Origin of the sequence: Rhizobacter sp., from assembly GCF_046595475.1 — a bacterium.
Classification (GTDB): Bacteria; Pseudomonadota; Gammaproteobacteria; order Burkholderiales; family Burkholderiaceae_C; genus Rhizobacter.
Genome location: NZ_JBKJOQ010000059.1, coordinates 53,276 through 80,248, shown reverse-complemented (window position 1 = coordinate 80,248; position 26,973 = coordinate 53,276). Strand labels below are relative to the sequence as shown.

Annotated in this window: 26 protein-coding genes; 11 read left to right on the top strand and 15 right to left on the bottom strand. The window is 65.3% G+C overall.

From position 1 onward, the window contains the following. Positions 1–3 precede the first annotated feature (3 nt). The 5 genes from AC30QB_RS10970 to AC30QB_RS10950 form a co-directional block, all read right to left on the bottom strand. Positions 4–675, bottom strand: coding sequence for a histidine phosphatase family protein (locus AC30QB_RS10970; protein WP_489546251.1), 672 nt, complete (start codon positions 673–675; stop codon positions 4–6). Beyond that, complete coding sequence (locus tag AC30QB_RS10965) at positions 675–1,685, bottom strand: class 1 fructose-bisphosphatase (protein ID WP_489546250.1); 1,011 nt, start codon at positions 1,683–1,685, stop codon at positions 675–677. Before AC30QB_RS10965 ends, AC30QB_RS10970 begins: the two co-directional genes overlap by 1 nt. After that, a complete protein-coding gene (gene pepN, locus AC30QB_RS10960) occupies positions 1,682–4,396 on the bottom strand; it encodes an aminopeptidase N (protein ID WP_489546249.1) in 2,715 nt (904 codons plus the stop codon). Before pepN ends, AC30QB_RS10965 begins: the two co-directional genes overlap by 4 nt. A gap of 123 nt (positions 4,397–4,519) precedes the next feature. Next, a protein-coding gene (prfB, locus tag AC30QB_RS10955; protein ID WP_489546248.1) for a peptide chain release factor 2 occupies positions 4,520–5,624 on the bottom strand; the annotation gives its coding sequence in 2 pieces (ribosomal slippage) (positions 4,520–5,542 and positions 5,544–5,624; 1,104 coding nt in all). Positions 5,625–5,780: 156 nt separating this feature from the next. After that, positions 5,781–6,707 (bottom strand): alpha/beta fold hydrolase, encoded by a 927-nt coding sequence (locus tag AC30QB_RS10950; RefSeq protein ID WP_489546247.1) that lies wholly within the window; start codon positions 6,705–6,707, stop codon positions 5,781–5,783. A 197-nt stretch (positions 6,708–6,904) separates the two neighbouring features. On the opposite strand from AC30QB_RS10950, the gene AC30QB_RS10945 reads away from it, so the two are divergent. The 4 genes from AC30QB_RS10945 to AC30QB_RS10930 all read left to right on the top strand — a co-directional run bounded on the left by AC30QB_RS10945 (position 6,905) and on the right by AC30QB_RS10930 (position 10,566). Then, the gene (locus AC30QB_RS10945; protein ID WP_489546246.1) at positions 6,905–7,081 is read left to right on the top strand and encodes a hypothetical protein; all 177 of its coding nucleotides are present in this window, start codon (positions 6,905–6,907) and stop codon (positions 7,079–7,081) included. 82 nt (positions 7,082–7,163) lie between these two features. Further along, positions 7,164–7,760, top strand: a complete 597-nt coding sequence (locus AC30QB_RS10940; RefSeq protein ID WP_489546245.1) for a hypothetical protein — start codon at positions 7,164–7,166, stop codon at positions 7,758–7,760. Beyond that, entirely contained in the window at positions 7,706–10,195 is a 2,490-nt protein-coding gene (locus tag AC30QB_RS10935) for a TIR domain-containing protein (protein WP_489546244.1), read from the top strand. The genes AC30QB_RS10940 and AC30QB_RS10935 overlap by 55 nt, the downstream gene beginning before the upstream one ends. Further along, positions 10,195–10,566 carry a hypothetical protein gene (locus tag AC30QB_RS10930; RefSeq protein WP_489546243.1) on the top strand — a complete coding sequence of 124 codons (372 nt, stop codon included), beginning with the start codon at positions 10,195–10,197 and terminating at the stop codon, positions 10,564–10,566. The genes AC30QB_RS10935 and AC30QB_RS10930 overlap by 1 nt, the downstream gene beginning before the upstream one ends. Positions 10,567–11,178: 612 nt before the next feature. On the opposite strand, the gene AC30QB_RS10925 is transcribed toward AC30QB_RS10930, so the two are convergent. The 6 genes from AC30QB_RS10925 to AC30QB_RS10900 form a co-directional block, all read right to left on the bottom strand. Then, on the bottom strand, positions 11,179–11,589 hold the full coding sequence (locus tag AC30QB_RS10925) for a TA system VapC family ribonuclease toxin (protein WP_489546288.1): 411 nt from the start codon (positions 11,587–11,589) through the stop codon (positions 11,179–11,181). 13 nt (positions 11,590–11,602) lie between these two features. Further along, positions 11,603–11,842 (bottom strand): DUF6364 family protein, encoded by a 240-nt coding sequence (locus AC30QB_RS10920; RefSeq protein ID WP_489546242.1) that lies wholly within the window; start codon positions 11,840–11,842, stop codon positions 11,603–11,605. Positions 11,843–12,090: 248 nt separating this feature from the next. After that, positions 12,091–12,996 (bottom strand): glutathione S-transferase C-terminal domain-containing protein, encoded by a 906-nt coding sequence (locus tag AC30QB_RS10915; protein WP_489546241.1) that lies wholly within the window; start codon positions 12,994–12,996, stop codon positions 12,091–12,093. Between the two features lie 126 nt (positions 12,997–13,122). Beyond that, complete coding sequence (locus tag AC30QB_RS10910) at positions 13,123–14,388, bottom strand: cytochrome P450 (RefSeq protein WP_489546240.1); 1,266 nt, start codon at positions 14,386–14,388, stop codon at positions 13,123–13,125. A 36-nt stretch (positions 14,389–14,424) separates the two neighbouring features. Further along, positions 14,425–14,745, bottom strand: coding sequence for a 2Fe-2S iron-sulfur cluster-binding protein (locus AC30QB_RS10905; protein ID WP_489546239.1), 321 nt, complete (start codon positions 14,743–14,745; stop codon positions 14,425–14,427). A gap of 206 nt (positions 14,746–14,951) precedes the next feature. Beyond that, entirely contained in the window at positions 14,952–17,195 is a 2,244-nt protein-coding gene (locus AC30QB_RS10900; RefSeq protein ID WP_489546238.1) for an ATP-binding protein, read from the bottom strand. 157 nt (positions 17,196–17,352) lie between these two features. Between AC30QB_RS10900 and AC30QB_RS10895 the strand changes: the two genes are divergently transcribed. Together AC30QB_RS10895 and AC30QB_RS10890 are read left to right on the top strand one after the other, a co-directional pair. Then, the gene (locus AC30QB_RS10895; RefSeq protein ID WP_489546237.1) at positions 17,353–18,255 is read left to right on the top strand and encodes an alpha/beta hydrolase; all 903 of its coding nucleotides are present in this window, start codon (positions 17,353–17,355) and stop codon (positions 18,253–18,255) included. 79 nt (positions 18,256–18,334) lie between these two features. Beyond that, entirely contained in the window at positions 18,335–18,853 is a 519-nt protein-coding gene (locus AC30QB_RS10890) for a GNAT family N-acetyltransferase (protein ID WP_489546236.1), read from the top strand. On the opposite strand, the gene AC30QB_RS10885 is transcribed toward AC30QB_RS10890, so the two are convergent. After that, the gene (locus AC30QB_RS10885) at positions 18,848–20,560 is read right to left on the bottom strand and encodes an acetate--CoA ligase (RefSeq protein WP_489546235.1); all 1,713 of its coding nucleotides are present in this window, start codon (positions 20,558–20,560) and stop codon (positions 18,848–18,850) included. The genes AC30QB_RS10890 and AC30QB_RS10885 overlap by 6 nt on opposite strands. A 124-nt stretch (positions 20,561–20,684) precedes the next feature. Between AC30QB_RS10885 and AC30QB_RS10880 the strand changes: the two genes are divergently transcribed. The 5 genes from AC30QB_RS10880 to AC30QB_RS10860 all read left to right on the top strand — a co-directional run bounded on the left by AC30QB_RS10880 (position 20,685) and on the right by AC30QB_RS10860 (position 24,495). Continuing rightward, complete coding sequence (locus AC30QB_RS10880; protein WP_489546234.1) at positions 20,685–21,806, top strand: HD-GYP domain-containing protein; 1,122 nt, start codon at positions 20,685–20,687, stop codon at positions 21,804–21,806. A 77-nt stretch (positions 21,807–21,883) separates the two neighbouring features. Continuing rightward, on the top strand, positions 21,884–22,942 hold the full coding sequence (locus AC30QB_RS10875) for an aldo/keto reductase (protein WP_489546233.1): 1,059 nt from the start codon (positions 21,884–21,886) through the stop codon (positions 22,940–22,942). 14 nt (positions 22,943–22,956) lie between these two features. Next, positions 22,957–23,448: a Cys-tRNA(Pro) deacylase gene (ybaK, locus tag AC30QB_RS10870; RefSeq protein ID WP_489546232.1), complete on the top strand. Its 492-nt coding sequence runs from the start codon at positions 22,957–22,959 to the stop codon at positions 23,446–23,448. 25 nt (positions 23,449–23,473) lie between these two features. Further along, positions 23,474–24,139 carry a glycerol-3-phosphate 1-O-acyltransferase PlsY gene (gene plsY, locus AC30QB_RS10865; protein WP_489546231.1) on the top strand — a complete coding sequence of 222 codons (666 nt, stop codon included), beginning with the start codon at positions 23,474–23,476 and terminating at the stop codon, positions 24,137–24,139. Then, the gene (locus AC30QB_RS10860) at positions 24,136–24,495 is read left to right on the top strand and encodes a RidA family protein (RefSeq protein WP_489546230.1); all 360 of its coding nucleotides are present in this window, start codon (positions 24,136–24,138) and stop codon (positions 24,493–24,495) included. Before plsY ends, AC30QB_RS10860 begins: the two co-directional genes overlap by 4 nt. A 7-nt stretch (positions 24,496–24,502) precedes the next feature. On the opposite strand, the gene AC30QB_RS10855 is transcribed toward AC30QB_RS10860, so the two are convergent. From AC30QB_RS10855 to AC30QB_RS10845, 3 genes are read right to left on the bottom strand one after another with little or no spacing between them, the layout of a single operon-like run. Continuing rightward, positions 24,503–25,141 (bottom strand): L-threonylcarbamoyladenylate synthase, encoded by a 639-nt coding sequence (locus AC30QB_RS10855; RefSeq protein ID WP_489546229.1) that lies wholly within the window; start codon positions 25,139–25,141, stop codon positions 24,503–24,505. Positions 25,142–25,143: 2 nt separating this feature from the next. Further along, entirely contained in the window at positions 25,144–26,112 is a 969-nt protein-coding gene (locus tag AC30QB_RS10850) for a DMT family transporter (RefSeq protein WP_489546228.1), read from the bottom strand. Next, positions 26,109–26,966, bottom strand: coding sequence for a 3',5'-nucleoside bisphosphate phosphatase (locus AC30QB_RS10845; RefSeq protein ID WP_489546227.1), 858 nt, complete (start codon positions 26,964–26,966; stop codon positions 26,109–26,111). Before AC30QB_RS10845 ends, AC30QB_RS10850 begins: the two co-directional genes overlap by 4 nt. Positions 26,967–26,973 lie beyond the last annotated feature (7 nt).

The window sequence follows — 26,973 nt, the reverse complement described above, 5'->3', positions numbered from 1 at the left end:
GCCTCAAGCGTAGGTGACCCACGCCGCGTGATCAGGGTGATCGAGGTGCGGCAGGGTGTTGTAGGTCATGAGCATGTGCCGCTTGGGCGTGAAAGCGAGCTCTGTGACCGAGCTGTTGCGTATGCGCATGTTGAGGTCAATGGTCGCTTCGGGTGACATGCCCAGCACATGGCCCACGATGGTCGAAATAGGCCCGCCGCTTGAGACGATGAGCACGTTCTTCTCGTGGTGGTTGCCACGCACGTGGTCTAGCGCCCCGGTGATGCCTGCGACGAAGTCGGCATAGCTTGGCATGCCTTCGGGCTGGCTGGTGCCGGCCATCCAGGCGGCAAGGCCTGCACGCAACAGGCGGAAGTGGTGGCGCACGAGTTCGGGCGTGGTGGGCTTTTCAAGCGGGCCGGTGTGAATGGCGCTCACCACCGCCTTGCTGTCGTATTCATTAAGCCCTGGCCATGAAAGCGGCTCTGCCTGCCACTGCATGCCCTTGGCAATGCCGGCCAGCGACTCGATCTGGCGTTGCAGCGTGCCCACCAGCGCGGCATCAAAGCGCAAGCCTTTGCCGCGAAAGTACTCGCCGAGCCGCTCGCATTGGCGGTGGCCCAGATCGCTCAGCTTGTCGTAGTTGTCGGCGCCAAACGAGGCCTGGCCGTGGCGCACCAGGTAGACGGTGCCCATCAGCTCTGCGCCTGGTGATAGGCGGTGACGCGCTCCACCTCGTTCTTGGAGCCCAGCACCACGCTCACGCGCTGATGCAGCTTGCTCGGCTCGATGTCGAGAATGCGCTGCTGCGTATTCGTTGCCGCGCCGCCCGCCTGCTCGACCAGAAAGCCCATCGGGTTGGCCTCATACATCAGGCGCAGCTTGCCGGCCTTGTCGGGCTCGCGTTTGTCCCAGGGGTACATGAACACGCCACCGCGGGTCAAGATGCGGTGCACGTCGGCCACCATGCTCGCGATCCAGCGCATGTTGAAGTCTTTGCCGCGCGGGCCGCTCTTGCCGGCCAGGCACTCGTCGATGTAGCGCTTCATGGGCGGCGCCCAGTGGCGCATGTTGCTCATGTTGACGGCAAACTCTTTGGTGTCTTCCGGGATCTGCACGCCGTCTTGCGTGAGCACCCACGAGCCTTGCTCGCGGTCGAGGGTGAACATGGTCACGCCATCGCCCACCGTGAGCACCAGCGTGGTTTGCGGGCCATACACGCAGTAGCCGGCGGCCACTTGCTTGCTGCCGGCTTGCAGGAAATCGGCCTCGCTTACGCCTTCGTGGCCCTCGGGCTTCTTCAGCACCGAGAAGATGGTGCCTATGCTCACGTTGACGTCGATGTTCGAAGAGCCATCGAGAGGGTCGAACAGCAGCAGGTATTCGCCTTGCGGGTAGCGGTTGGGCACCACGTAGATGCCTTCCATTTCTTCGCTGGCCATGGCCGCGAGCGCGCCGCCCCATTCGTTGGCTTCGATCAGCACCTCGTTGGCAATGATGTCCAGCTTCTTCTGGATCTCGCCCTGCACGTTTTCGCTTGTGGCCGTGCCGAGCACGTCGCCCAGGGCGCCCTTGTTCACGCTGATGCTGATGCGCTTGCAAGCACGTGCCACCACCTCGATCAACAAGCGCAGCTGGCCGGGAATGTGGCCGTGCTGGCGCTGTTGCTCGACCAGGTACTGGGTGAGGCTGATTCTTCGGGTCATGCTGTTTCCTGTTGCAGCGCGCGGTTGATGACTTCGGCCACGTCGCTTGAAAGATCGGGTTTGGCGGCCACGCGTTTGATGGCTTCACCCGCTGCCGCGCGGTAGGGCTCGGCCAGCTGGCTCCAGCGGTCCATCACGCGCGCCAAGCGGGCCGCAAGCTGCGGGTTGACGCCGTCGAGCTCGATGATGCGGTCGGCCCAGAACACATAGCCCGCTGCATCGCTGCGATGAAAGGCCGCCGGGTTGCCCATGCACAGCGCGGCGATGAGGCTGCGTGCGCGGTTGGGGTTCTTGAGCGAGAAGTCGGGGTGCTTGAGCAGGTGCTTCGCGCGGGTGAACACCTGGCCATCTTTTTCGGGCGTGGTGGCTTGCAGCGTGAACCACTTGTCGATGACGAGCGCTTCGCCCTTGAACAAGGTGTGGAAGCGCTGCAGCGCCAGCTCGGCCAGCTCGGCATGCGAGTGCGTGAGCGCGGTGAGCGCACCCAGGCGGTCGGTCATGTTGCCAGCGTCTTTGAAGCGCTCATAGGCGCGGCCCGGCCACACGGCGTCACCGCGGGCGTGGGCGTCGCGGCACAGCATGGTGAGCGCAAGGTTGGCCAGCGCACGGCGGCCCGATGAGATCGGGTCGGGCGAGTAGCCGCCCTTCACCTGGTGCGCCTCGAAGGCCCAGCCCCAGTCGTCGCGCAGGGCTTGGGCCAACTGCAGCAGCATGGCTTCGCGCACGGCGTGTATGCGCTGCGGGTCGACCGGGTTGAGCTGCTCGGCGAGGTAGATTTCGCTCGGCAGCGTGAGCGCCAGCTCTTTGAAGGCCGCGTCTAGCTGCGGGTCGCGCAACAGGCTGCGCATGGCGTCGATGAAGGCGTTGTCGAGCTGCAGCACGCCGCCGTCTTTGATGCACGCGAGCAGGCGATTCAGCGCCAGGCGCTGGCCGGCTTCCCAGCGGTTGAAGGGATCGGTGTCATGCTTCAACAGAGTGAGCAGGTCGGCATCGGCCAGTTGATCGGCCAGCACCACCGGCGCCGAGAAACCGCGCAGAAGCGAGGGCACGGGCTCCACGTCGACGTTGACGAAGGTGAAGAAGGTGCGCGCTTCGTTGAGCACCAGTACGCGCTCGGTGCCCACTGGCTGTGCTTCGCCTTCCAGCTGCAAGGGCAGTGCTTGGCCGTCGCGCCCCACCAGACCCATGGCCAGCGGGATCACATAGGCTTGCTTGGCGGGCTGGCCGGGTGAGGGCAGAGCGGTCTGCTCGATGCCCAAGGTGTAGGTGCGCGAAGGCGCGTCGTAGCGCCCGCGTGCGCTCACGCGCGGTGTGCCGGCCTGGCTGTACCAGCGCTTGAACTGCAGCAACTGCTTGGCGAGTGCACTCTCGGGGTTGGCATCGGCGATGGCCTGGGCGAAGTCATCGCAGGTCACGGCCTGGCCATCGAAGCGGCTGAAATAGAGGGTGATGCCACGGGCGAAGCCCGCGCGCCCCAAGGGATCGGACTGGTTGCTCACCAAGGTCTGCATCATGCGCACGACTTCTGCGCCCTTTTCGTAGACGGTGGCGGTGTAGAAATTGTTGATCTCGACATAGCTGTCGGGCCGCACCGGGTGGGCCATGCCACCGGCGTCTTCGGGGAACTGCACCTGGCGCAGCGTGCGCACGTCTTCAATGCGCTTCACGGCGCGGGCAGTGGCAGTGCCCGCCATGTCCATGCTGAACTCTTGGTCGCGGAAGACGGTGAGGCCTTCTTTCAGGCTCAGCTGAAACCAGTCGCGGCAGGTGATGCGGTTGCCCGTCCAGTTGTGGAAGTACTCGTGGCCCACCACGCTCTCGATGCCGGCGTAATCGACATCGGTGGCGGTGGCCGGGTTGGCCAGAACGAACTTCGTGTTGAAGATGTTCAGGCCCTTATTTTCCATCGCGCCCATGTTGAAGTCGCCCACGGCAACGATCATGAAGCGCTCCAGATCGAGCGGCAGCTTGAAGCGGGCTTCGTCCCACACCACGCTTGCGATCAGCGAGTTCATCGCGTGCTCGGTCTTCTCAAGGTCACCGCGGCGCACGTACACCTGCAGCAAGTGGTCTTTGCCCGAGCGGGTGCGTATGTGCTGCTCGCGCGCCACCAGGTCGGCGGCCACCAGCGCAAAGAGGTAGCTGGGCTTGGGGAAGGGGTCGTGCCACTTGGCAAAGTGCCGCGGGCCGTACACGCCGGCCATCATGTCGCCTTGGTCGACCAGGTTGCCGTTGGACAGCAGCACCGGGTACTGCAGCTTGGCCGCACGCAGCGTGACGGTGTAGACCGCCATCACGTCGGGCCGGTCCATGAAGTAGGTGATGCGGCGAAAACCCTCTGCCTCGCACTGCGTGAAGAAGCCACCACCCGAGGTGTACAGGCCCGACAGCTGCGTGTTCTTCTCAGGCGCGCAGGTGTTGCGTATTTCGAGCGTGAACGCCCCTTCGGGCAGGCTGTCGATCACCAGCATGCCGTCTTCATGGCGAAACGAGACCGACTCGTTGTTGACCAGCACGCGCGTGAGCGTGATGTCTTCACCGTGCAGCTTGAGCGGCTGCACAGGCACGGCCGTGTTGCGCTCGACCTGCATGCGGTTGATGACCATCGTCTTGACGGGGTCGAGGTCGAAGGTCAGGTCGACGGTCTTGATCCAAAAGGCGGGGGCGGTGTAGTCCTCGCGGCGGATCAGGGTGGCAGTGCCTTCACGCATTCAGTGGTCTCCTCGGGTTCGTCTCTTGGCTCCGTTCGCCCTGAGCTTGCCGAAGGGTGCGCACTGCACCGTGCTGGCTTCGACAGGCTCAGCCCGAACGGAGGAGGTCGTGGCGCCGCGCATCTAGACGCCCTGCTTCAAGCTCGCTTCGATGAACACGTCCAAGTCACCATCGAGCACCTTTTGGGTGTTCGACATTTCGACGTTGGTACGCAAGTCTTTGATGCGGCTCTGATCCAGCACGTAGCTTCGAATCTGGTGGCCCCAGCCCACATCGGTCTTGGTGTCTTCGAGTTTTTGCTGCTCTTCCATGCGCTTGCGCATCTCGTGGTCGTACAGGCGCGAGCGCAGGCGCTTCCAGGCCACGTCGCGGTTGCTGTGCTGGCTGCGGCCATCTTGGCACTGCACCACGATGCCGGTCGGGATGTGCGTGAGCCGCACCGCCGAGTCGGTCTTGTTGATGTGCTGGCCACCGGCGCCGCTTGCGCGGAAGGTGTCGGTGCGCACATCAGACGGGTTGATGTCGATCTCGATCGAGTCGTCGACCTCGGGGTACACGAAGAGGCTGGCAAAGCTCGTGTGGCGCCCACCGGCCGAATCGAACGGGCTCTTGCGCACCAGGCGGTGCACGCCGGTCTCGGTGCGCAGCAGGCCGAAGGCGTACTCGCCCTCCACCTTGATGGTGGCGCTCTTGATGCCCGCGATGTCGCCTGCGGTCTCGTCTTCCAGCGTCGCCTTGAAGCCCTTGCGCTCGGCGTACTTGAGGTATTGGCGCAGCAGCATGCTGGCCCAGTCGCAGGCCTCGGTACCGCCGGCGCCGGCCTGGATGTCGACGAAGCAGTTGAGCGGGTCGGCCGGGTTGTTGAACATCCGGCGGAATTCGAGGTCTTTGACCGTGGTGTCGAGCTTCTGGGCTTCAGCCTCGATGGCCAGCAGCGAATCGAAGTCGCCTTCTTCCTTGGCCATGTCGTACAGCTCGGTGTTGTCGGCCAGGTTGCTCGTGAGGTGGTTGATGGTCTCCACCACGGTTTCGAGCGTGCGCTTTTCGCGCCCCAGCTCCTGCGCGCGTTTGGGCTCGTCCCAGACCTTGGGGTTTTCGAGCGCGGCGTTGACTTCGTTGAGTCTTAGAGCTTTGCGATCGTAGTCAAAGATACCCCCGGAGGTCGACCGTGCGCTTCGTCAGGTCGGCCAGGGAGTTGCCTATGGCATTGATGTGTTCGACGTCCATGATGTGGGTTCCGTTTGGGTGGCGTGCCAGCAGTAAGGGTGAAGCCGTTCGGGCCGAGGTATCGAAGACTAGCGCAGGGCTTCGATACCTCAGCCTGAACGGACGAGGGTGTTCAAGCCGGCTTGCAAGCCGGCGATTTTCACATGCCGGGCCGACTCAGGCTGCGAGAAAGGCCTCAAGCCGCCGGGCCAACGCCTCGGGTTGGTCGTGGTGCAGCATGTGGCCGGCCGGCGAGAGCGTGTGGGTCTCGTGCCGGGCCACCGTCTTCAGCCGCTCATGGAACTCGGCCTTGCTGTAGCGCCCGTCCCACCACTTGCCCACGTCGGTCTGGTCGCCTTCGACCCACAGCACCGGGGCGGTGATCTGCTTCCAGCAGGCCAGCACCTCGTCGCGCTGGTAGAGCAAGGGGCTGCTGCGCTTGTGCGCCGGGTCACCCAAAATCTGCCACAGCCCTTGCGCGTCTTGCCGCGACCAGCGCCCCGCCAGCCAGGCTGCGCGGTCGGCCGGCAGCAGCGGGTTGGTCTTGCGCAGGCGTGCCGCGACAGCATCGACGCTCTTGTAGGGACGAATCTCGACCGGCTCTTTCAGCTCATCAAGCCACATCGCGTAGCGCTTGGGCGCAAGCGTTGGGGTGGTCGCCGGCATGCCAAAGCCTTCGAGGTTGACCAGCCGGCGTATGCGCGCGGGCCGCACGCCGCCATAAAGCATGACCACGTTGCCGCCCATGCTGTGGCCCACCAGATCGATTTGCGTCACGCCTGAGTAGGGCTTGAGCACGGCGTCGACGATGCCGTCGAGGTCGCCCAGGTAGTCGGCGAACCAGTAGCTGTCTTCTTGTGGTGTTTCGGTGAGGCCGAAGCCGCGCCAGTCGGGGGCCACCACGTAGCGCTCATCTGCCAATGCGTCGACGACAAACTGGAACGAGGCGCCCACGTCCATCCACCCATGAACCATCACCAATGGGGGGCGCTCGGGGGTCACAAGACCGGGGTCCCCCCAGTGGCGCAGGTGGTAGTCAAGACCGCGGACTGGGATGAATTCGCTGCGGCTCTGGCGCCGTACGACGTAAGGGTTGTCACTCATGTTTCGATCATAGGGTGCGGTGCAGCAAAGCGCTGTCGGCGCGGCGACAGGTGCCGCGCGCTTGTCTTTCAGGAAGATTCAGCCCGTCTTCAGGACACCAGAGCGCTGCCGCGGGACAGTGCAGGCAGCGTTACCCACGGAGCCACATCATCATCAACAACCTCACCGAGCGCCCGGTCGTCATCTTGCTGTCGGCCGTGTGGACGCTTGCCGTGCTGCTGGCCGTGGCGGCCTTTGCGACCACAGCGGCGATGGTGGAGCCGCGCGCCCAATCGGTGGCCAAGGTTGATGCACGCAGCATTGAAAAAAGTCGCGCCTCGTCCCCTATGCTTAGCAAGTCGGGTTACGCCATTGCCAAAGACAAGCTGGACTGACCCAGCTCGACGTGCCAGGGAGGCGAACTTGTTGCCGCAACGAGCAACCCGGGGTCTGAACATCGGTGTGACGGGGCATCGCTTGAATCGCATATCGCAGCGCCAGTTGGATCGGCTCACGCCGCAGGTACAGCCGTTTCTGGCCCAGATTGCGGCTGCCGCGCGCACGCCCGTGCTGACCCTGGTCTCTGGTCTTGCCGAAGGCGCCGATCGCCATGTGGCACGGCTCGCGCTCGAATCAGGCTATGCCCTGCATGCCTTGTTGCCCTTTGCGCGAGACACCTATGCGCGCGACTTCCCGGCCTCACGTGCGCAGTTCGACGAGCTGCTGGCGCAGGCCGAGCGCGTCACCGAGTTGCCCGGCCAGCCGGGGTTTGCCGCACAAGCTTACCGGCGCGCCGGCCACGCCTTGCTCGACGAAGCCGATGTGCTGCTGGCGGTGTGGGACGGCCAGCCCGCCCAAGGCGCCGGCGGCACCGCCGAAGTGGTGAACGAAGCGTGCCGCCGCCACATGCCGGTGATCCATGTGTCGACCCAGCCGCGCACTGGGCCCGTGCTGATCTGGCAGCGGCAAGGCTGCGCCGCACGTGGCCGCAGCGCATATGAAGCAGCGCCGTCGCGCCCATGCGGGCCGGCGCAGGTGGCGGCGATGGTGTCGCACGTGATGAGGGCTGGGTGATGAGCAAGGTCACGCCGATTCGCCCGTCAAGTGCCGGCAGCAGTGAGCCCAGCTCCGCTGGCTCTGGGGCTGCGCCCGTTGGCGCTGAACGCACCTCCGCTGGCACTGAACGCACCTCCGCTGGCGCTGAACGCACCTCCGTTGGCACTGAGCCAACCTCCGCTGGCGCTAAGCCAACCTCCGCTGGCGCTGAGCCAACCTCCGCTGGCGCTAAGCGCACCTCGGCTGACACTGAGCCCACCTCCGTTCGCCCTGAGCCTGTCGAAGGGCCCACGCACAACACCGACACCCCCAGCCCCCGCTACTGGGCCTTCCTCAGCTACAGCCACCACGACAAGGCCGTGGCCAAGCGCCTGCAACGCCAGCTCGAAACCTACCGCGTGCCGCGCCGCCTGATCGGACGCGAAACCTCAGTGGGCACGGTGCCAACCCGCGTGACCCCCGTGTTCCGCGACCGCGACGAGCTGCACGCCGGCGCCGACCTCAAGGCCAGCGTGCAAGACGCCCTGTCGCGCAGCCGCTGGTTGATCGTGGTGTGCACACCCGATGCCGCGCGCTCGCCCTGGGTCAACCGCGAAATCATCGAGTTCAAGAAGCTGCGCGGCGAGCGCCATGTGCTCGCACTGATCGCAAGAGGCGAGCCCTTTGCGAGCGACATGCCGGGGCGTGAGGCCGAGGAGTGTTTCCCGCCCGCGCTGCGGCGCGCGCTGAACGATCAAGGCCTGCCCGAAGGCGAGCCGCTGGAGCCGATTGCCGCCGACATGCGCAGCGAAGGCGACGGCCCGCACCGCGCCATGCTGAAGCTGGCGGCCGGCATGCTCGGCGTGAGCTTCGACGACTTGGTGCGGCGTGATCTGCAGCGGCGGGTGCGCTGGTTGTCGGCGCTGGCCGGCGCGTCGGTGCTCGGTGTGGTGGTGTTTGCCTACATGGCCGTGATGGCGCTGCAAGCGCGCAACGAGGCGCAGCACCAGCGCGTTCAGGCCGAGGGCTTGATCGAATTCATGCTTGGGGATTTGCGTAAGAAGCTGGAGCCTGTTGGCCGCCTGGAGGTGTTGGACTCGGTGGGCGAGAAGGCTCTGGCGTATTACGCGGCGCAGGAGTCGGGACAGTTGGATGCGACGGCGCTGGGGCATCGGTCTCGGGCGATGCATTTGATTGGGGAGATACGAGATTTGCGGGGGAACCCGGCGGAGGCGCAGAAGGCGTTCGAGCAGGCGGCGGCTACGACGGCGCAGTTGTTGGCGCAGGCACCGAATGACGGGCAGCGAGTTTTTGATCACGCGCAGAGTGTGTTTTGGGTTGGCTATGCGGCGTGGAAGCGAGGGGACGGGGCCGTGGCCGAGCGTTGGTTCCAACGGTACTTGGCGCTTGCGCAGCAACTGGTGACCATCGACCCCGCTAATGCTGATTGGCAAGCGGAGGTTGCGTTTGCTCACGGAAACATGGGAATGGTTCAAGTCGGTACCGGTAGACCCACCGAAGCTCTTACGTCTTTGCAGGCATCTGGGTCTCTGCTTGAGCGTCTGTCACTCCACCAACCTGCTCTGCAGTTCGAACTGGCTCACAACTATGGGTGGCTATCAGTTGCATATGAGTCGCAGGGCGACTATGTGAGCGCCTTGTCTGAGCAAGGGCGCAAGCTGCAGATGTTCCAAGGGATGCCCGGCGGCGAAAAGAACAAGGGCGCCCAACGCGGAATCCTTAGCTCTCTTAATTTGGCCAGCAAATACGAACTGGCGTTGGGCAACGCGTCTGCGGCAGAGGAGCGTGGGCGCGAAGCCTTGCGGGTGGCAGATGTACTGCTGGCAAATGATCCTCAAAACCTGTTGTGGTTGGTCGATGCTTGTTATACGAGGTTGCTGCTCGTCGAGGCGGTGCTTGCACGCGGTCATCGTGAGGAGGCCGAAAGGGAGCATCAGCAGGCCAAGACGTGTGTGATGCGCTACAACGCGAGCGGCAACCGAGGAGTTCGTGACTCGCTGCTCCTCCGGGCTCGATCGCTCTATTTGGCCGCACCATTGACTCCTGTCCTGCAGCGTCCAGCGGTGGCGCGTGAGATGGAGCAGTTTCTCGATCAGTCAGCATTCCATCTCAAAGCGGGAACGCCGGATGTTGCCAAACTGGCTTTGGAACTCGCAAACGTGGCCCTGGTACTTGGTGATCTCGAGTCCGCTGCGGGCGATGCACAGGGCGCAGCGACTTCCTGGAGACGAGCTGAGGAGATGCTGGAGCCAATGGTGAAAATGGCGGATGGTGCCGTCCTCACGCCCTTGGCTCGGGCGCGTTTCAATCTTGGGGATTCCCGAGCTGCCCAAGTTCTCGTCCATCGCATTCAAGAGTCGTCCTACCGGCACCCCGCATACGCCGATCTGAAGAACAAATTGCAGGCCGCGCGGGGCGGTGGCAAAACGCCTGAAACCTTAGGAGCAAGATAATGATTCGAGGAAAACGAAATCCAGTGGTACATGTTGTCGCATATCGCAAGAACCCGGACTCTCCTATTCAACTCGCTGTCTCACCCGAGTTGCTGGACATGACGGAGTACGCCAAAGGCCGACAGTTGATTACTTGGCAAATTGATACTAAAGGCTTTCACTTCCCAGCAGATGGGCCCACCATCGAGTTCACATCGCCGGGATGGGAGAAATCTTTTGCCCATATCCAGGTTGAATGCGGTGGTCGGCGCGTGACGGCTGTCAACCTGAATCGCGATGGCCTCGCATTTGCGTACAACGTGAACGTGATGGAGAAGGAAACTGGCTTGAAGGCGTTTCTCGATCCACTTGTGCAAAACAATGGCTACTAGCGGGTCGGGTTCCTGATCTCAGGGGCTTGCGTGAACTCGAGCGGAGCGAGCTGCGCGCCGCCGCTTTCCAGGGCTTTTCAGCCCAGCTGCCGCGCCGCTCTGCCCTCACGCGGTCACGGTCACGGGGTCAGGTCTCAATACTGTTCGTTTAATATTCATGAGCTGTCCATGACGGCAAATTGTTGACCTCGCGACAACGTCAAGGGTATCCGGACAACGGAGGGCATCGGGGTCAAAGGAGGGCGTCGGGGTCAGGTCTTGCTCTTTGCCTCCCTCACCGCAACGGAGGCATCGAGGTCAAGCCTTGCCTCTTGCCTCCACCCGAGCAATCAACCGGCTGATCCGTGAAACCGAGAGATCCAACGCCGAGGCGATGGCTGTCATCGACAGTCCGCCCTCGGTGGGGGCTTTATGGATGCCTTCTTCCCGAGAGCCTGAAGCCGTCAACCAATCCTGCACCGACTTGTGTGGCAGGCGCTGCGGGCGTGGGACGCTCAGGTTTTTTCAGTCCTAGCAGTGTCCGGGCAAGCTTGACCCCGGGTTGACAAGGCGTGCGGCCGCACCGAGCTGGGCCAAACGCGCGTCTGGCTCTGCTGAGACCATCCACCGCGCTCACCCCGCGAGCCGTGTGAACTGTGCTTTGGGTAGCAGGCGCTTGAAGTCGGAATCGAAACTGACCAAGTGCTCGCCTTGGTGAATGACCGCGGCGGCCAGCCACGCGTCGGGCACCTCGTTGGAGGCGAGTGCTTTGTCAGCGCACAGTTTGCGAAACACCGGCCACTCGGCGCCGAGCGCGGGCTGTTCAACGTCGGGGGCTGACAACATGGCATCGATGAAGCGCAGGGCTTCGGTAATGGGTGTGGGTTGGATGAATATCTTCGAGTGGGTCACCAGCCGCAGAAAGCTCGCAATCACCATGGGTTGCAGCTTCAGCGGGGCTCCCAGGCTTGCTCTTGCCATGGCTTGCTCGAGCCAGAGTCGGGCCGTTGCATGGTGAGGGTGATCGCTGCGCGAGGCAGCCACCAGCACGTTGACGTCAGGCGTCACGATCGGTGGCGTCCAGCATCGCCTTGTTGCTCAGGCCGTTGAGCCCGGGGGCCAGCCCGCCTTTGCCGCGGTAGACCGGCAGACGCATAGGTTTGCCGGGCTCCTTGCGTAGCCGCAGGCGCAGTTGCAGGCCTTCCTCGATCAAGCGCGTCAGGCTGGTGTGTTGTTGGACGGCCAGTGCCTTGGCCTCGGTCAACAAGGTGTCGTTCAGGTTAAGGGTGGTCTTCATGGCGTCCCTGCGGGCGGGCTTGCGTACAGATTTCTGTATTCTATTCGCAGGCCAGTTCAACGCTTGAGCGCTGGCACATCAAAGCTTTGCCTGTTTGACGACGAATCTCAGCCGTTCAATTGACTCTGATCGCCCTGACTGACTCTTCGGCCCCTCTGGGACAGGGTAAGTCGAAGGCCAGCGCTGGGCTTCGATACCTCAGCCCGAACGAAGGTTGGGGCGGTTGGTTTTCAGGAACAGCATCGGGGCTAGCGAGGCGCAGACGTGCACCACGGCACCGCCGACTGCGGCCAAGCCCTGTCCCTCACCCTAAGCAAATACGGCTGCAAGTTCTGAAGCGCTTGCAGCTCGAAGAACGCCTTCTGCATGGGCCATGAGGGCAGGGGAACCCAGGCGATGGACGCCAGAATTGCAAAGACGCTCGCGTCTACATCGCTGGGCGCATCTCCGTTCATGAAGGGCTTGGTGCCTAGGTGGTTGGCGATGGCCGTCATGTCGTCGATACCCATTTGGTAAATCTCGGCGGGCGAGTGGGCGCCCAGGCCGCGCGCTTTTAGCTTTGCGAATGTGCCCTTGCGGATTCGCTTGGCGATGAGGCGCAGGCCGAGGGGGAGTGCCTCCAAACCGGTGTAGGCCTTCAGTGTCTCCTCCACGCATTGCACGTTTCGGGCGTAGCCCATGCAGGCGGCGGTGTGCTCTGACACCAAACGCGTGAACGCATGGGATGCGGCCTGCTGCTCCGGGCTCAAGCTGCTGGGGATGGCGCGCTTGTGCTTCAAAAATTGGATGATGAGCTCGCTGTCGCCCATGCGCACGCCGTCGAGTTCGATCCACGGAATTTTTCCCTTGGGCGCGCTCTTCAAGTCGAAGCCACGCACCACGGTGTAGGCGATGTCGTTGAGCCGCAACCAGGTTTCTAGCTTGAGCGAATAGGGGCTGGCGTTGGGGTGGCCCCATGGCCGAAGGTCGGGCACATGCACATACAACACGCCGGGCTGCCGCGCATCGTCGGGCTGGGCGGTGGGCTGGGTTTCGTGCGCCTTCCATCGGCCCACCAAGTGGCGGCGCATCGACTTCATGTAGCCGATGAAAACCGCGATGGCACACAGCGCCAACAGGGCAAGCGCCATCAGGATGCCGACCCATACATTCATGGTGTTGTTTTCATTGGTGCTCTCGAATGGCTCCTACGCTAGGGTTGCGGGGAGTCAGCGTCTGTCACTGGCGCGACGCTGCGGTGTGGTTCGCGCCACACCCCGACCGGCCAGCCAGCAGATCAATCAGCCCGAGATGCGAACCGGGAGCTTGGTGAACCCGCGCACGAACGTTGAGCGAACCCGCTGGGGCTCACCCACCACTTCGATGACGGGGAAGCGTGGCAGAAGTTCTTCCCACAAGATGCGCAGCTGCATCTCGGCCAGGCGGTTGCCCACGCAGCGGTGAATGCCAAAGCCGAAGGAGAGGTGCTGGCGCGGGCGCGCGCGGTCGATGATGAACTGGTTGGGGTTTTCGATGGCGTCTTCGTCACGGTTGCCCGAGAGGTACCACATCGCCACCTTGTCACCCTTCTTGATCTTCTTGCCACCCAGCTCGGTGTCGACAACCGCGGTGCGGCGCATATGGGCCAGCGGCGTCTGCCAGCGAATGATCTCTGGCACCAGGCTGTCGATCAGGGCCGGGTTGGCGCGCAGCTTGGCGAATTGCTCAGGGTTGTGGTGCAAGGCCAGCAGGCCGCCGGTCATGGAGTTGCGCGTGGTGTCGTTGCCGCCGACGATCAACAGCACCAGATTGCCCATGAATTCCGAGGGGCCCATGTCGCGGGTGGCCGCTCCGTGTGCCAGCATCGAAATGAGATCGTTGGTGGGTGGTGCGTTGACGCGCTCGTTCCACAGCCGTGTGAAGTAGGCGAGCATCTTGCCCAGCTCGATCATGCGCTCCTGTGGGTCGATGGCGTTCACATCGACAGCCTTGTTGGCCGTGGCCACGTCCGACCACCAGGTCAGCAGCCGGCGGTCTTCGAGCGGAAAGTCGAACAGCGTGGCCAGCATCAAGGTGGTCAGCTCGATCGAGACCCGATCCACCCAGTCGAAGGTCTTGTTGCGTGGCAAGCCGTCGAGCACCTTGCGGGTGCGCTCGCGGATCATGCCTTCCATGTTGGCCAGGTTGCCCGGCGCGACGATGGGGCTGACGGCCTTGCGCTGCTCGTCGTGCTTGGGCGGGTCCATCGCGATGAACATCGGGAGCGCTGCCCCCGGTGGCGGGTCGGTGATCGTGATGCCGCCATGCGACCAGTCAGACGAATAGATCGCCGGGTGGGTGTCGACATGCATGATGTCTTGGTACTTCGTCACCGACCAGTAGTCACCGAATATCGGGCTGTGCGTCAGGTGGACGGGGTCTTCGCGGCGCAAGCGCTCGAAGTAAAAACCGACGGTGTCGTCGGCGAACAATTGCGGGTCGCTGGGGTCGATCTGCTCCAGCGGCATGGCCTGGGCCGCGGCTCGGGCGGCGCTGGCGACTTCTAAGAGAGCGGAAGTTGTGGTCATGGCGGGCCTCGGGCTGTGGCTGTGGCGGAACGAAGATCAGTGCTGGCCTGCGGGCATTGACACGACCAGGCCGTCGAGCTCGTCGGTCAATTCGATTTGGCAAGCCAGGCGCGAGCTGTCGCGCAACTCTGAGGTGAAATTGAGCATCTCGTCTTCGTGTGGCGTTCTTGCACCCACACGCTCTGCCCACCCAGGCTCCACGAAGACGTGACAGGTGGCGCAGGCGCACTGACCGCCACAGTCGCCGTCGATGCCGGGAACATTGTTGTCGGTCGCCGCGCGCATCAGCGTGGTTCCGGCGGGTACGTCCACCTCGTGGTGCTTACCGTTGAATGCGATGAAGGTCACTTTGGGCATGGCAAGGTACTTGGTCTTTAGGTTGAGCGTTGTCAAAGAGGCGCGAGCAAAGCCGGGGTCGGTCGTGGCGCAAGTTTCAGAACGATCAAAGGCCATCAACCGTGCCGGCAATTCTGACTCTCTTCAATGAAGTAAAACCCTTGGTGATCGGTCAGTGCGGGGGCCATAGCCCCGGATTGTCTTAGGGTTGCCGGTGGCGCGATTTGTCAGCGCCGCATGGCTGGAATCCCGAAGTCTTGCGCCAACTGAGTAGCCTCTGGCTCCAGCGCCTGCGCCGCAGAGACGTCCCCTCTCGCCTGCAACGCTCGAATCAGGTTCCACAAGGCGGCGCACAGGGTCGCAGGTGAACGCTGCGCACGCAACAGGGCCACCAAGGCCTCACCACGCTGCACGGCCTCGTCAATCTCGCCCATCGCCAGCGCCAGATCAGCCAAATGCGACATCGCCCGCAGCCGGCCACGCTCATCTCCGGCCTCTACGCGAAGCAACAACTCGGCTTCGCGTGCCGAGCGGCTGTCAGCCAAACGACCTTCGGCGCGTGCCACGTCGGCGCGTGCTCGGTAGCCCCAGGCGCGCTCACGCGCGTGCCAGGCGGGGCGCTCCAGTGACAAGGCTTCTTGCAAGGCGGCTGTGGCCTGTGCATTGGGCTCGGCCCACATCCCGGCCAACCCCGTCAGTTCAGCATACAAACCATGCACGTCGCCAAGCTCGCGATACAGCCGGTGCGCGTGCTCAGCCGCGGCGCGCGCACGCTCGGGTGAGGTCTCTGACCAGGCCCATTGCGCTGCACGCCACCACTGCGCCGCCAGTGGCTTGGGCATGGCCGCATCCAGCAGCGGTTCGCTCAAGTCATGCCACTGGCGCGCCTCGCCATGCAGAGACAAGTGATGCCAAAGCGGTGCCGCGGAGCCCACGAGAGATACCACGGTCTGCGCATCGCCCTGGGTATGCGCCCAGCTCAGCGCCGCGCGCAGGTTGTCGAGTTCGGGCTCGTACCGGGCCAGCCAGTCTGCATCGCTCATCTGCAGCCAGTCGGACGGCGACGCTTCGAAGAAGTGGCGCAGCGCGGCAGCATGGCGGTCGCGCAGCCTGTCTTGATCGGCACCGCTGTGCATGTGCGCCAGCGCATACGCGCGAGCCGTTTCGCTGAGGGTGTAGCGCGGCAAGTCGGTCGTGCTGACGCTGAGCAACGAGTGTTCGGCGAGTGTCGCCAGCGCGTCGATCAATGTCCATTCGTCCACGTCGGTGGAAACGAGCGTGGCGCTGGCGAGCGTAAGCGTGAAGCCACCGGCAAACACGCCCAGCCGTTGAAAGATGCTGCGCTCGGCCTTGGGCAGCAGGGCAAGGCTCCAGTCGAGCGCGGCTTGCAGGGTCTGGTGCCGCGTGGGGGCCGATCGGCTGCCGCCGGCCAACAGCTTGAAGCGGTCGTCCAGGCGCTCTGCCACGCCGCGTGTGCCGAGCAAGGGCACGCGTGCCGCGGCCAACTCAAGGGCCAGGGGCACGCCGTCCAGGCGCCGGCAGATCTCGATCACGTCGCGCACGTTGGTGTCGCTCAGAGCGAAGCGCCGGTCGGCGGCGCGCGCGCGCTCGGTGAAGAGGGCGACAGCGCCGTGCTGGCTCGCGGCCTCTGCGGCGCTCCCCAGTTCGGGCACGGCCAGCGCTTCGAGTCGCAGCACCTGCTCACCTTGCAGCCGCAGCGGCACCTGGCTCGTCACCAACAGGCGCACACCGGGTGTGCCTTTGAGCAAGGCCTGGATCATCACGGCGAGGTCGTCGAGCAGGTGCTCGGCGTTGTCGATCACGAGCAGCAGTTGCAGAGGCTTGAGCGCTGTCACCAGCGCCGACAATGCGTCGCCGCCGGGCGCCAGCTGCAGCTCAAGCGCCTGTGCCACCGTGCCTGCAATCAGGCGGGCGTCGGTGAGAGACGCCAGCTCCACCCAGGCGGCGCCGTCGGGCAGGGTGCGCTGCCGGGCTTGCGCCGCGCTGCGCGCCAAGGTGGTCTTGCCTATGCCCCCGGCCCCGACCAGGCTGACCAACGGGTATTGATCCAGCAGCGCCAGCAGGGCCGACAACTCTTGGTCGCGGCCTACCAGGGGCACAGCGCGCTCGGGCGGGCTGGCTCTCGGCGCAGCGGGTGGTGGTGCGGCAGGCGCCTCATCGCCCACCAGGGTGAAGCGATAGCCCCGCCCCGGAATCGTGGCAATCGCCTGCGGCCCCAGCAGCTTGCGCAGCGCCGACACATGCACCTGCAGGTTGTTTTCTTCCACCACCAGGCCCGGCCACACGAAATCGAGCAGCTCGTTCTTCGACACCAGCCGGTCGCGGTTTTCTACCAGGGCAAGCAGCACGTCGAAGGCGCGCGCACCCAGCACGGCGGGCTGGCCGGCGATGAGCAGTTGGCGCTGGGCCGGTCGCAACTCGACCTGGCCGAATAGATAGTGGTCTGGCACGAAGCCCTCCTTGGGGGGAATTTAAGCGATAGCCCGGTTTTCAGAACGCTTCAGGTCGCTCAAGGACGCTGACCCTGCCCGCGCCGAACACTGCAAGCACACGACACGCCATGCGTACCCGGCTTGGGGCGCGTGGCGGCACTGCCTAGGAGCGAACATGAACATTTCACTGCGTCTGCCTTCTTCCACGCCCGGTACTACGGCCACCCACTGGCTGTCGAGCCGCTTGGCCGCCCCCGCCCGGCAAAAGCCGCCGGTGCTCGACAGCTCACTGCAAACTGCGCACCCCGATGAGGTGAGTTTCCCGTCGCGAGACGGGCGCGCGCGCGTTCACGCCAGCCTGCTGCGGGCTGAAAAGGCCCGTGCGGCCGTGGTGCTGGTGGTGGGCCAAGTGGGCTGCTGGGGCAGCGACGCCCGCGTTGAAGGCCGCAGCCTGCATGTGCGCACGATCGCGCAGGCGCTTAGGGCACGTGGCATCACGGTGCTGGTGACGCGCTTGCGCGGCCACGGCGAATCAGAGCGGCACGATGTGCTGGGCGCCATCGACTTTCTGCTCGCCCGGGGCTTTCGCTCGGGTTGCGTGGGCGTGCTCGGCGCGTCTCTGGGGGCCTCGGCCGCCTTGCTGGCGGCTGCCGAAGAGCCCGCCGTGCGCGCCGTGGTGGCCGACAGCCCGCGTGGCAGCGTGCACGCGGCCCTGCCGCACCCCGCCGGCACGCTGATGGGGCCGGCGGTGCGCTGGTTGGGCCGGCTGCTGTCGGGTGTGGACGTGGGCCAGCGGCCCTTGCTGGGCGGCATGGCGGCGCTGCGCGACCGCTCGGTGCTGATCATTCATGGGTGTGGCGACCGCGTGGTGCCCCCTGCCGCGGCGCAAGAGCTGGCAAAGGCCTGTGGTGCGCGCCTGTGGCTGACCGCTAGCCACTCGCACGCCGGCACCCTGCACGAGGCCTTGCCGCTGTACATCACGCGCGTGGTCGACTTCTTTTGCCAGCACCTGCAGCAGCGCAGCGAGCCCGCCCTGGTGCCCGGCCTCGCCCCTGCCCGGCAACCGGCCCTGGCGTGATGTGAATGACGTGATTGATGTCGCCAATGTGACGATGCGAGAGCTGCCTTTGGAAGCCTTGGGCTGCGAGAATGTGGGCATGCCCTCACACCCCCCACCTGAACCGTCCGCTCCCGAACCGCTGCTGTTGCGCCCCGCCGAGTTGCGCGACGTGGTGCGCATCGTCGGCTTGATCCGCGAGCTGGCCGAATACGAGAAGCTCACCCACCTGTTGCAGGTCACCCCCGAGAAGCTGCGCCCGCAGCTGTTCGGTGAAAAGCCCGCGGCCGAGGCCATGGTGGCCGAAGTTGACGGCGAGGTGGTGGCCTTCGCGCTGTACTACACCAACTTCTCCACCTTCCTGGCCCAGCCTGGGCTGTTCCTCGAAGACCTGTACGTGCAGCCCGCGCAGCGCGGCAAGGGCGTGGGGCAGGCGCTGCTCACGCGGCTGGGCAAGCTGGCGGCCGAGCGCGGCTATGGCCGCTTCGAGTGGAGCGTGCTCGACTGGAACGAGAGCGCCATCGGCTTCTACAAGCGCATGGGCGCCACGGTGATGACCGAGTGGCACCTGTGCCGCATCACCGGCGACACGCTGGCGGCCTTCGCCACGGCGTCATAAGGCTGCGTGCTCTTTTGCGAGCGCCTCTTCGCGCTCGCGCAGCAGCTTGCGCTGCACCTTGCCGGTGGTCGTCATGGGCAGCGCGTCGATGAACTCGATCTCTTTCGGGTACTCGTAAGGCGCGAGCTTGCCGCGCACGTGCTGCTGCAATGCTTGCACCAGCTCAGGCGTGCCGCTGTGGCCAGCGGCCAGCACCACATAGGCCTTCACCACCGCGCCGCGCTCGGCGTCGGGCTTGGGCACCACGGCGGCATTGGCCACGGCGGCATGCTTCACCAGGCAGTTCTCGATCTCGCTCGGGCCGATGCGGTAGCCCGCGGCCTTGAAAACGTCGTCGCTACGGCCTTGGTACCAGAGGTAGCCATCAGCATCCATCACCGCGGTGTCGCCGGTGCGGCACCACGAGTCATCGGGGTCGCTGGTGAATTTGGCGCGGGTGGCTTCGTCGTTGCGCCAGTAGCCCAGAAAGAAGATGGGGTCGGGACGGCCGTGCACATCGCGGCGGTGCACCGCCACGTCGCCGGGCGTACCGCGCGGGCACTCGCTGCCGTTGTCGTCGAGCACCGCGATGCGGTGGCCGGGGTAAGGCCGGCCCATGCTGCCGGGGCGCGCCGGCCAGGCCGGGTGCGCGGTGCCGGTGGTGTCGACGTACTGGCCGCAGTTGCCCACCACGTAGTTGATCTCGGTCTGGCCAAACATCTCGTTGACCGTGACGCCCAACTGGTCGCGGCAGTAGCCGAACACGGCGTCGCCCACGGCCTCGCCGGCGCTCATGATGGCGCGCAGCTTCAGTGCGTGCTGCGCGCGCGGTGCAGGCACGGTCTTCATCATGGCCTTGAGCGCGGTGGGGAAGAGGAAGGTGTTGGTCACGCCGTAGCGCGCCATCAGCTCGAAGGCCTTGTCGGGTACGAAGCGGCCCTGGTAGGCCACGATGGGGTGGCCGAAGTAGAGCGTGGGCAAGAGCGCGTCCATCAGGCCGCCCGTCCAGGCCCAGTCGGCGGGTGACCAAAACACATCACCACGCTGCGGAAACCAGTTCTGGCTGCAGACGAAGCCACTCAGGTTGCCGATGAGCGCGCGGTGCGGCAGCAGCGCGCCCTTGGGTGGGCCGGTGGTGCCACTGGTGTAGATGAGCACGGCGGCGTCGTCGGCATGGGTGACCAGTGCTGTGAAGGTGGCCGGCTCTCGTGCCAGCAGCTGCGACCAGTCGGCATCGCCCTGGCCCTGCGCGGCCCCTACGGCGACTACGGTTTGCAAGCCCGGGCACTCGGCCCGCGCAGCCAGCAGGTTGGCGATGGCGCTTTCATCCACAAGCGCGAGCCGCGCTTCGCTGTGCTGCAGCCGGTAAGCCAGCGCATCGGGGCCGAACAACATCGACAAGGGCATGGCCACCGCGCCCAGCTGGTAGATCGCGATGTGGGCCACGGCGGTTTCCACGCGCTGCGGCATGACGATGGCCACGCGGTCACCGCGGGCCACGCCCAGGCGCTGCAATGCGTGGCTCAGGCGGTTGGCCTGGGCCTGCAGGCTGGCGTAGTCGCAGCGCAGCGTCTGCCCGTTTTCGTGCTCGTACAGCACGGCCATGGCCTCGGGGGTTTCGCGCGCCCAGCGGCCACAGCACACATCGGCGATGTTGAAGCGCACCGGCACTTTCCAGTGGAAGCTGCGGTGGAGCTGCTCGTAGGCAGAAAGGGGCTGTTGGGGCATGCCGCAAGCATAGGGCGCGGTGAGGGGGTTTCTGGTTTCAAGTTGCCCATACCGCGGCCGATATATGAAACAGGAGAGAGGGCCAGGCGCTCGGCCGTCTTTCGCCTGATAAAGGAATGCCGCCATGTCATATTCGCCTCTCGCCGCCGTCAGGCACCGGGTCAAGCTCGGGGCGCCGGTGGCGTTCAACATCCGTGGCCCAGACCACACCTTGCTGCTGGCGCGCGGCCAGGTGATCCGTGACGACGCGCAGCTGAATGCCCTGTTCGACCGGCACGCTGTCGTGGATGCCGATGAGCTCAAAACGCCTCGCAGCGAGGTGCAGGAAGCGCCGCTCGAGCACCTGCCGGCGCTGTGGAGCGGCAGCATCCACCGTGTGGGGCGCGCCCTGCTTGCACCCGCGCTGCCCGAGTTTGCGCGCTTGCTCCAAGAGGCGGCAGAGCCGGTGCTGGCGCTGGTCGAGCGCGACCCCGATCTCGCCATTTTTCAGGTGGTGCGGCAAGAGGCCGTCGGCCGCGGCGCCTACGGCGTCTCGCACGCAGTGCACACCTCCATCGCGAGCTACCTGGTTGCGCAGCGCCTGGGCTGGGACATCAACAGCATTGAGCGTGTGTTCAAGGCCGCGCTCACGATGAACATCGCCGTGCTCGATCTGCAAAGCCGTCTGGCCACGCAGGTCACGCCGCTCACGGCCGTGCAGCGTGAAGCCATCCACGACCACCCATTGCACAGCGTCGAGGTGTTGCAGGCCTCGGGCATCACCGACGCCGACTGGCTGGACGCCATCGGCAGTCATCACGAGATTGCCGGCGGCCTGGGCTACCCCAGTCGCTGCCAAGACGTGAGCGAGATGGCCAGCCTGCTGCGCCGCGTGGACATCTACACCGCCAAGCTCAGCCCGCGCAACTCGCGCCAGGCGCTGCCCGCCAACCAGGCCGGCCGTGACCTGTTCGTGCAGGACGGCCATCACCCGATGGCCGCAGCGATCGTGAAAGAGTTCGGTGTCTACCCCCCGGGTTGCTTCGTGCAGCTGCAGTGTGGCGAGGTGGGCATCGTGATCAAGCGCGGGCCCAATGCCAACACGCCCGTGGTGGCAGCTCTCACCAGCCGCACCGGCGATGCCTTGATGGAGCCCGTGCGCCGCAACACCGACCAACGGGGCTTCGGTATCGTGGGCGTTGTGCCCGAAAGCGCCTTGCGCGTGCGTGTCTCGCCCGAGAAGCTGGTGGTCCTCGGCGCACGCTGAGCCGCCCCCCGGTCTGCGAACTGGCCGCGATTGCGGCACACTTGCGCGCTTCGATCAACGCCAACCTTCGGACCACCATGCAGCACATCACCCTCGGCCGCAGCGAGCTGCGCGTCACTTCCATTTGCCTCGGCACCATGACCTTCGGCGAGCAAGTCGGCGAAGACCTGGCCCACACGCTGCTCGACCACGCCGTGGCGCAGGGCGTCAACTTCATCGACACCGCCGAGATGTATTCGGTGCCCGCGCGGCGCGAAACCTACGGCGCCACCGAGCGCATCATCGGCAACTGGTTTGCGGCCCGGCCCGGCATGCGCACCAAGGTGATCTTGGCGAGCAAGGTGGCAGGCCCTTCGCGCAACATGGACTGGGTGCGCAATGGCGCGGCCAACCTGACCCCGGCCGACATCGTGCAGGCCTGCGACGACAGCCTGCAGCGCTTGCGCACCGACTGCATCGACCTCTACCAGATTCACTGGCCCAACCGCAATGCGCCTGTCTTCGGTGCGATCTACTTCGACCCCAAGCACGACAAGGAATACACATCGATTCGCGAGCAGCTTGACGCCTTTGCGGCTCTTGTGAAAGCGGGCAAGGTGCGCTACATCGGCTTGTCCAACGAGACACCTTGGGGCGTGAGCGAGTTCGTGCACCTGGCCGAGCAGCACGGCCTGCCGCGCGTGGTGTCGGTGCAAAACCCCTACGCGCTGACCAGCCGTGCGCTCGACAACGGGCTTGATGAAACCTTGCACCGCCTGGGCGTGTCGCTGTTGGCGTATTCGCCGCTGGCCTTCGGTGCGCTCACCGGCAAGTACGACGAGACCGGTTTCCAGGCCCCCAAAGAACTGGGGCGGTTGGCCGCTTTCGAGTCGACGCGCAAGCAACGCTGGGGCCGGGCCGACGCGCTCGATGCGGCGCGCTTGTACAACGCGCTGGCGCGCCGCCACGGCCTTACGCCCACGCAGCTGGCGCTGGCCTTTTGCTACACGTCTTGGCGCGTGGCCAGCACCATCATTGGTGTGACCAACAAGCAGCAACTTGATGAGAACCTGGCGGCCGCGAGCGTGAAGCTTTCGCCTGAGTTGCTCGCTGAAATCGACGCGATACGCTGGAAGCACCGCGACCCGGCACTGTGAGTGCGCCAAATTGCATGGCCAAGAAAGACCACGTTTCCGAAACCCCTGCCACACAGCTGCTGAAGGCGCAGGGCGTTCAGTACACCGAACACGTGTATGACTACATCGACCATGGGGGCACCACCGAATCGGCCAAGCAGCTCGGCGTGGACGAGCACCACGTCGTCAAGACCCTGGTGATGGAAGACGAAGCCGCCAAGCCGCTCATCGTGCTGATGCACGGCGACCGGCAGGTGAGCACCAAGAACCTCGCGCGCCAGATTGGCACCAAGAAGGTCGCGCCCTGCAAGCCCGAAGTGGCGCAACGCCACAGCGGCTACATGGTGGGCGGCACCTCGCCCTTCGGCACCAAGAAGGCGATGCCGGTCTATGTGGAGCAGACCGTGCTGGCGCTCCCGCGCATCTACATCAACGGTGGGCGGCGCGGCTACCTCGTGGGCATGGCGCCAAGGGTACTCACCGAGCTGCTGAATGCCCAGCCGGTGCAATGTGCCGGTGCAGAATAGCCATCCGACCACGAACGACTGAGTCATGGAGACCTTCTACCCTGCTGTGGCCACCCTGGCCGCCTACCTGATCGGCTCGCTGTCGTTTGCCGTGATCGTGAGCCGCATGATGGGCCTGGGCGACCCGCGCAGCTACGGCTCGGGCAACCCCGGCGCGACCAACGTGCTGCGCTCGGGCAACAAGACCGCTGCCATTCTCACCCTGCTGTTCGACGCGTTGAAGGGCTTCGTGCCGGTGCTGCTGGCCGACCAACTCGGCGCGAAGTACGGCCTGCACGCCGGCACCGTCGCCTTGGTAGGTCTGGCGGCGTTTCTAGGCCACCTCTGGCCGGTTTTTTTCCGCTTCAAAGGCGGCAAGGGAGTGGCCACTGCCGCGGGTGTGCTGCTGGCCTTCAACCCCTGGCTGGGGCTGGCCACGCTGGCCACCTGGCTCATCATCGTGGTGTTCTTTCGCTACTCGTCTCTGGCCTCCATCGTGGCCGCGGCGTTCGCGCCGTTCTATCAGCTGCTGATCTGGGAGGCCGGGTCGATTGCTGTGGCCATCACGGTGATGAGCCTGCTGCTGATCTGGCGCCACAGCGCCAACATCCAGAAGCTCATCGCTGGCACTGAAAGCAAGGTTGGCCAGAAGGCCGGCGTGGCTGCTCATCGCCACCCGCCCAAGCCCCACTCCAAAGGACACAAGACATGACGCATGCCGTGCGGCGATTTCACGTGGGCGACAGGCTGTCTGAGATGGCCATACACCACGGCACGGTCTACCTGGCGGGCCAGGTGCCTGACGACACCACGCAAGACATACGCGGCCAGACGCGCCAGGTGCTGGCCATGGTCGACAAGCTGCTCGCCGAGGCCCACACCGACAACGCGCACATTTTGATGGCGCAGATCTTTCTCGCCGACATGGCCGACTTCGCCGGCATGAACGACGTGTGGGACGACTGGGTCGCGCCTGGCGACGCCCCGCCGCGCGCCACGGTGCAAGCCAGGCTCGCCAAGCCGGAGTGGAAGATCGAAATCGTGGTGACGGCGGCGCTCAAGGCCTGACGGCCGTCTAGCCCTCTGCGGCCATCAGCCCCAATCGCTGGGGGTCACCGCGCCCCACGCGCCCGAGCAAGGGCAGTTCGCCCGTGAGGTCGACCACCGTGGTGGGCTGCATCGGGCAGGCGCCTGCATCGACCACCGCTTGCACCTGGCCGGCGAAGCGCTCGCGTATCTCGTCGGGGTCGTTCATCGGCTCGGTCTCGCCGGGTGCAATCAGCGTGGTCGACAGCAGCGGCTGGCCGAAGATGTCGAGCAGCTCTTGCAGCATTTTGTGGTCGGGTACGCGCAAGCCAATGGTGCGGCGCGACGGGTGCGACACGCGGCGCGGCACTTCTTTCGTCGCCTCCAGGATGAAGGTGAACGGGCCGGGCGTGCCGAGCTTGAGCAGGCGGTACTGCTTGTTGTCGACGCGCGCGTAGCTGGCAAGCTCCGACAGGTCTCGGCACAGCAGCGTGAGGTGGTGCTTGTCGTCGACCTCGCGTATGCGCCGCAGCTTCTCGGCCGCGGCCTTGTCGTCGAGGTGGCACACCAGCGCGTAGCTGGAATCGGTGGGCACTGCTGCGATACCGCCGTCGTGCAGGATCTGCGCGGCCTGCTTGAGCAGCCGCGCCTGCGGGTTCTCGGGGTGGACTTCGATGACCTTGGGCACGATCAGTCCGCCGTGAGTGCCGATTCGCTGGGTGCAATGCGTTGCGCCGCCGCGCTCTCGCGCAGGTTGAGCCACACCGAGGCAGCGCCGCAAGCCGCCACCACCGCCATGCCCGCGAAGGCCCAACCATCGGGCACGTGCCGGAACACCAGCCAGCCGGTGAAGCTGGCAAAGGCGATCTGCAGGTAGGTGAAAGGCATCAGCACCGACATCGGCGCCACCCCCAGCGCCAAGATCAGGAACAAGTGGCCGGCTGTGCCCGCACAGCCCACCAGCACGAGCAGGGCCCAGGTCAGCGGTGGTGCGGCTTGCAGCGCGTGCCACGATTGCGCGGGTTGCATCAAAACCACCGCTGCACCGACCAGCAGCGTGCCCACGAGGCCGGTGTAGAAGTGCGTCGTCAGCGGGTGGTCTAAGTGCGAGAGCTTGCGGGTGAGCAACTGGAAGCCGGCGTAGATGAGCGCCATGGCCAATGGCACGAGCGCCACCCAGCCGAAGAGGCCGCTGCCCGGGCGCACCACCATCAGCGCGCCGACGAAACCGCCGAGCACGAGCGCAGCGCGCACCGGCGACACGTGCTCGTGCAGCACCACGACGGCCAGCACCGTCACCAGCACCGGCGACAGCATGCCCACCGAGGTGAACTCGGCCACCGGCATGTACCGTATGCCGAAGAAGAGCAGCGCACTGCAGGCCAGCAGCAGGCTGCCGCGAAGAATCTGGAAGCGCGGGTGCGCGGTGCGAAAGAGGTTGCTGCCCTCGCGCGCGGTGCGCACCACCAGCCACGTGCCCATGATCAGGGCTTGCAGCACGTAGCGGGCGAACAGCCCTACCAGCACCGGCATGGTCTGCCCAACGTACTTGGCGGTGGTGTCAAGTGCCGAGAAACAGACCACCATCACGATGATCAGGCCGACACCCAGCATGGGGCGTGGCTTGGCGCCGCCGGGCAGTGACAGCGAGCGGTTCACGGGTGGGTGATCCGCTCGCTCAGGGCTTCCCACACGGGCGTCAGCTTCTTGGGCAGGGGGGGCAGGGTGCCCAGGTCGATGTGGCTTTCGTTGGGGCTGTGAAAGTCAGAGCCGCGCGAGGCGAGCAAGTCGAACTCGAGCGCCGTGTCGGCGTACTTGGCGTACTCGGCCGTGGTGTGGCTGCCGGTCACGACCTCCACCCCACGCCCGCCATGCGTCTTGAATTCGCTGAACAGTGCGTACTCTTCGTTGGGCGTGAACTTGTAGCGGCCCGGGTGGGCAATGACGGCCGTGCCGCCCGCCTGCGTGATCCAGCGCACCGCGTCGCCGAGCGTGGCCCAACGGTGCGGCACAAAACCGGGCTTGCCTTCGATGAGAAAGCGGCGAAACACCTCGGAGGTATCGCTGCACACGCCGCTCTCGACCAGGTGGCGGGCGAAGTGGGTACGCGAGATCAGCTCGGGGTTGCCCACGTAACGCAGAGCGCCTTCATACGCGCCGGGTATGCCCACCTGTGCCAGCCCCTCGGCCATCTCGCGGGCCCGCTCTTCGCGGCCGCCGCGCGTGGCGCGCAGCCCGGCGATGAGGGCTGCATCGTCAGCGTTAAAGCCCAGGCCGACGATGTGCACCGTGGTGCCCGCAAAGGTGATGGAGATCTCGGTGCCCGTGAGGTAAGCCATGCCTTGCGCCGCGGCCGCGGCCCGGGCGCGGTGCTGGCCGCCGATCTCGTCGTGGTCGGTCAGGGCCCACAGGTCGACGCCGTTGGCGCGCGCGCGCGCAGCCAGGGCTTCAGGCTCTAGCGTGCCGTCGGAGACGACGGAATGGCAATGCAGGTCGGCGTTGAGGATGGTCACGGCTTGA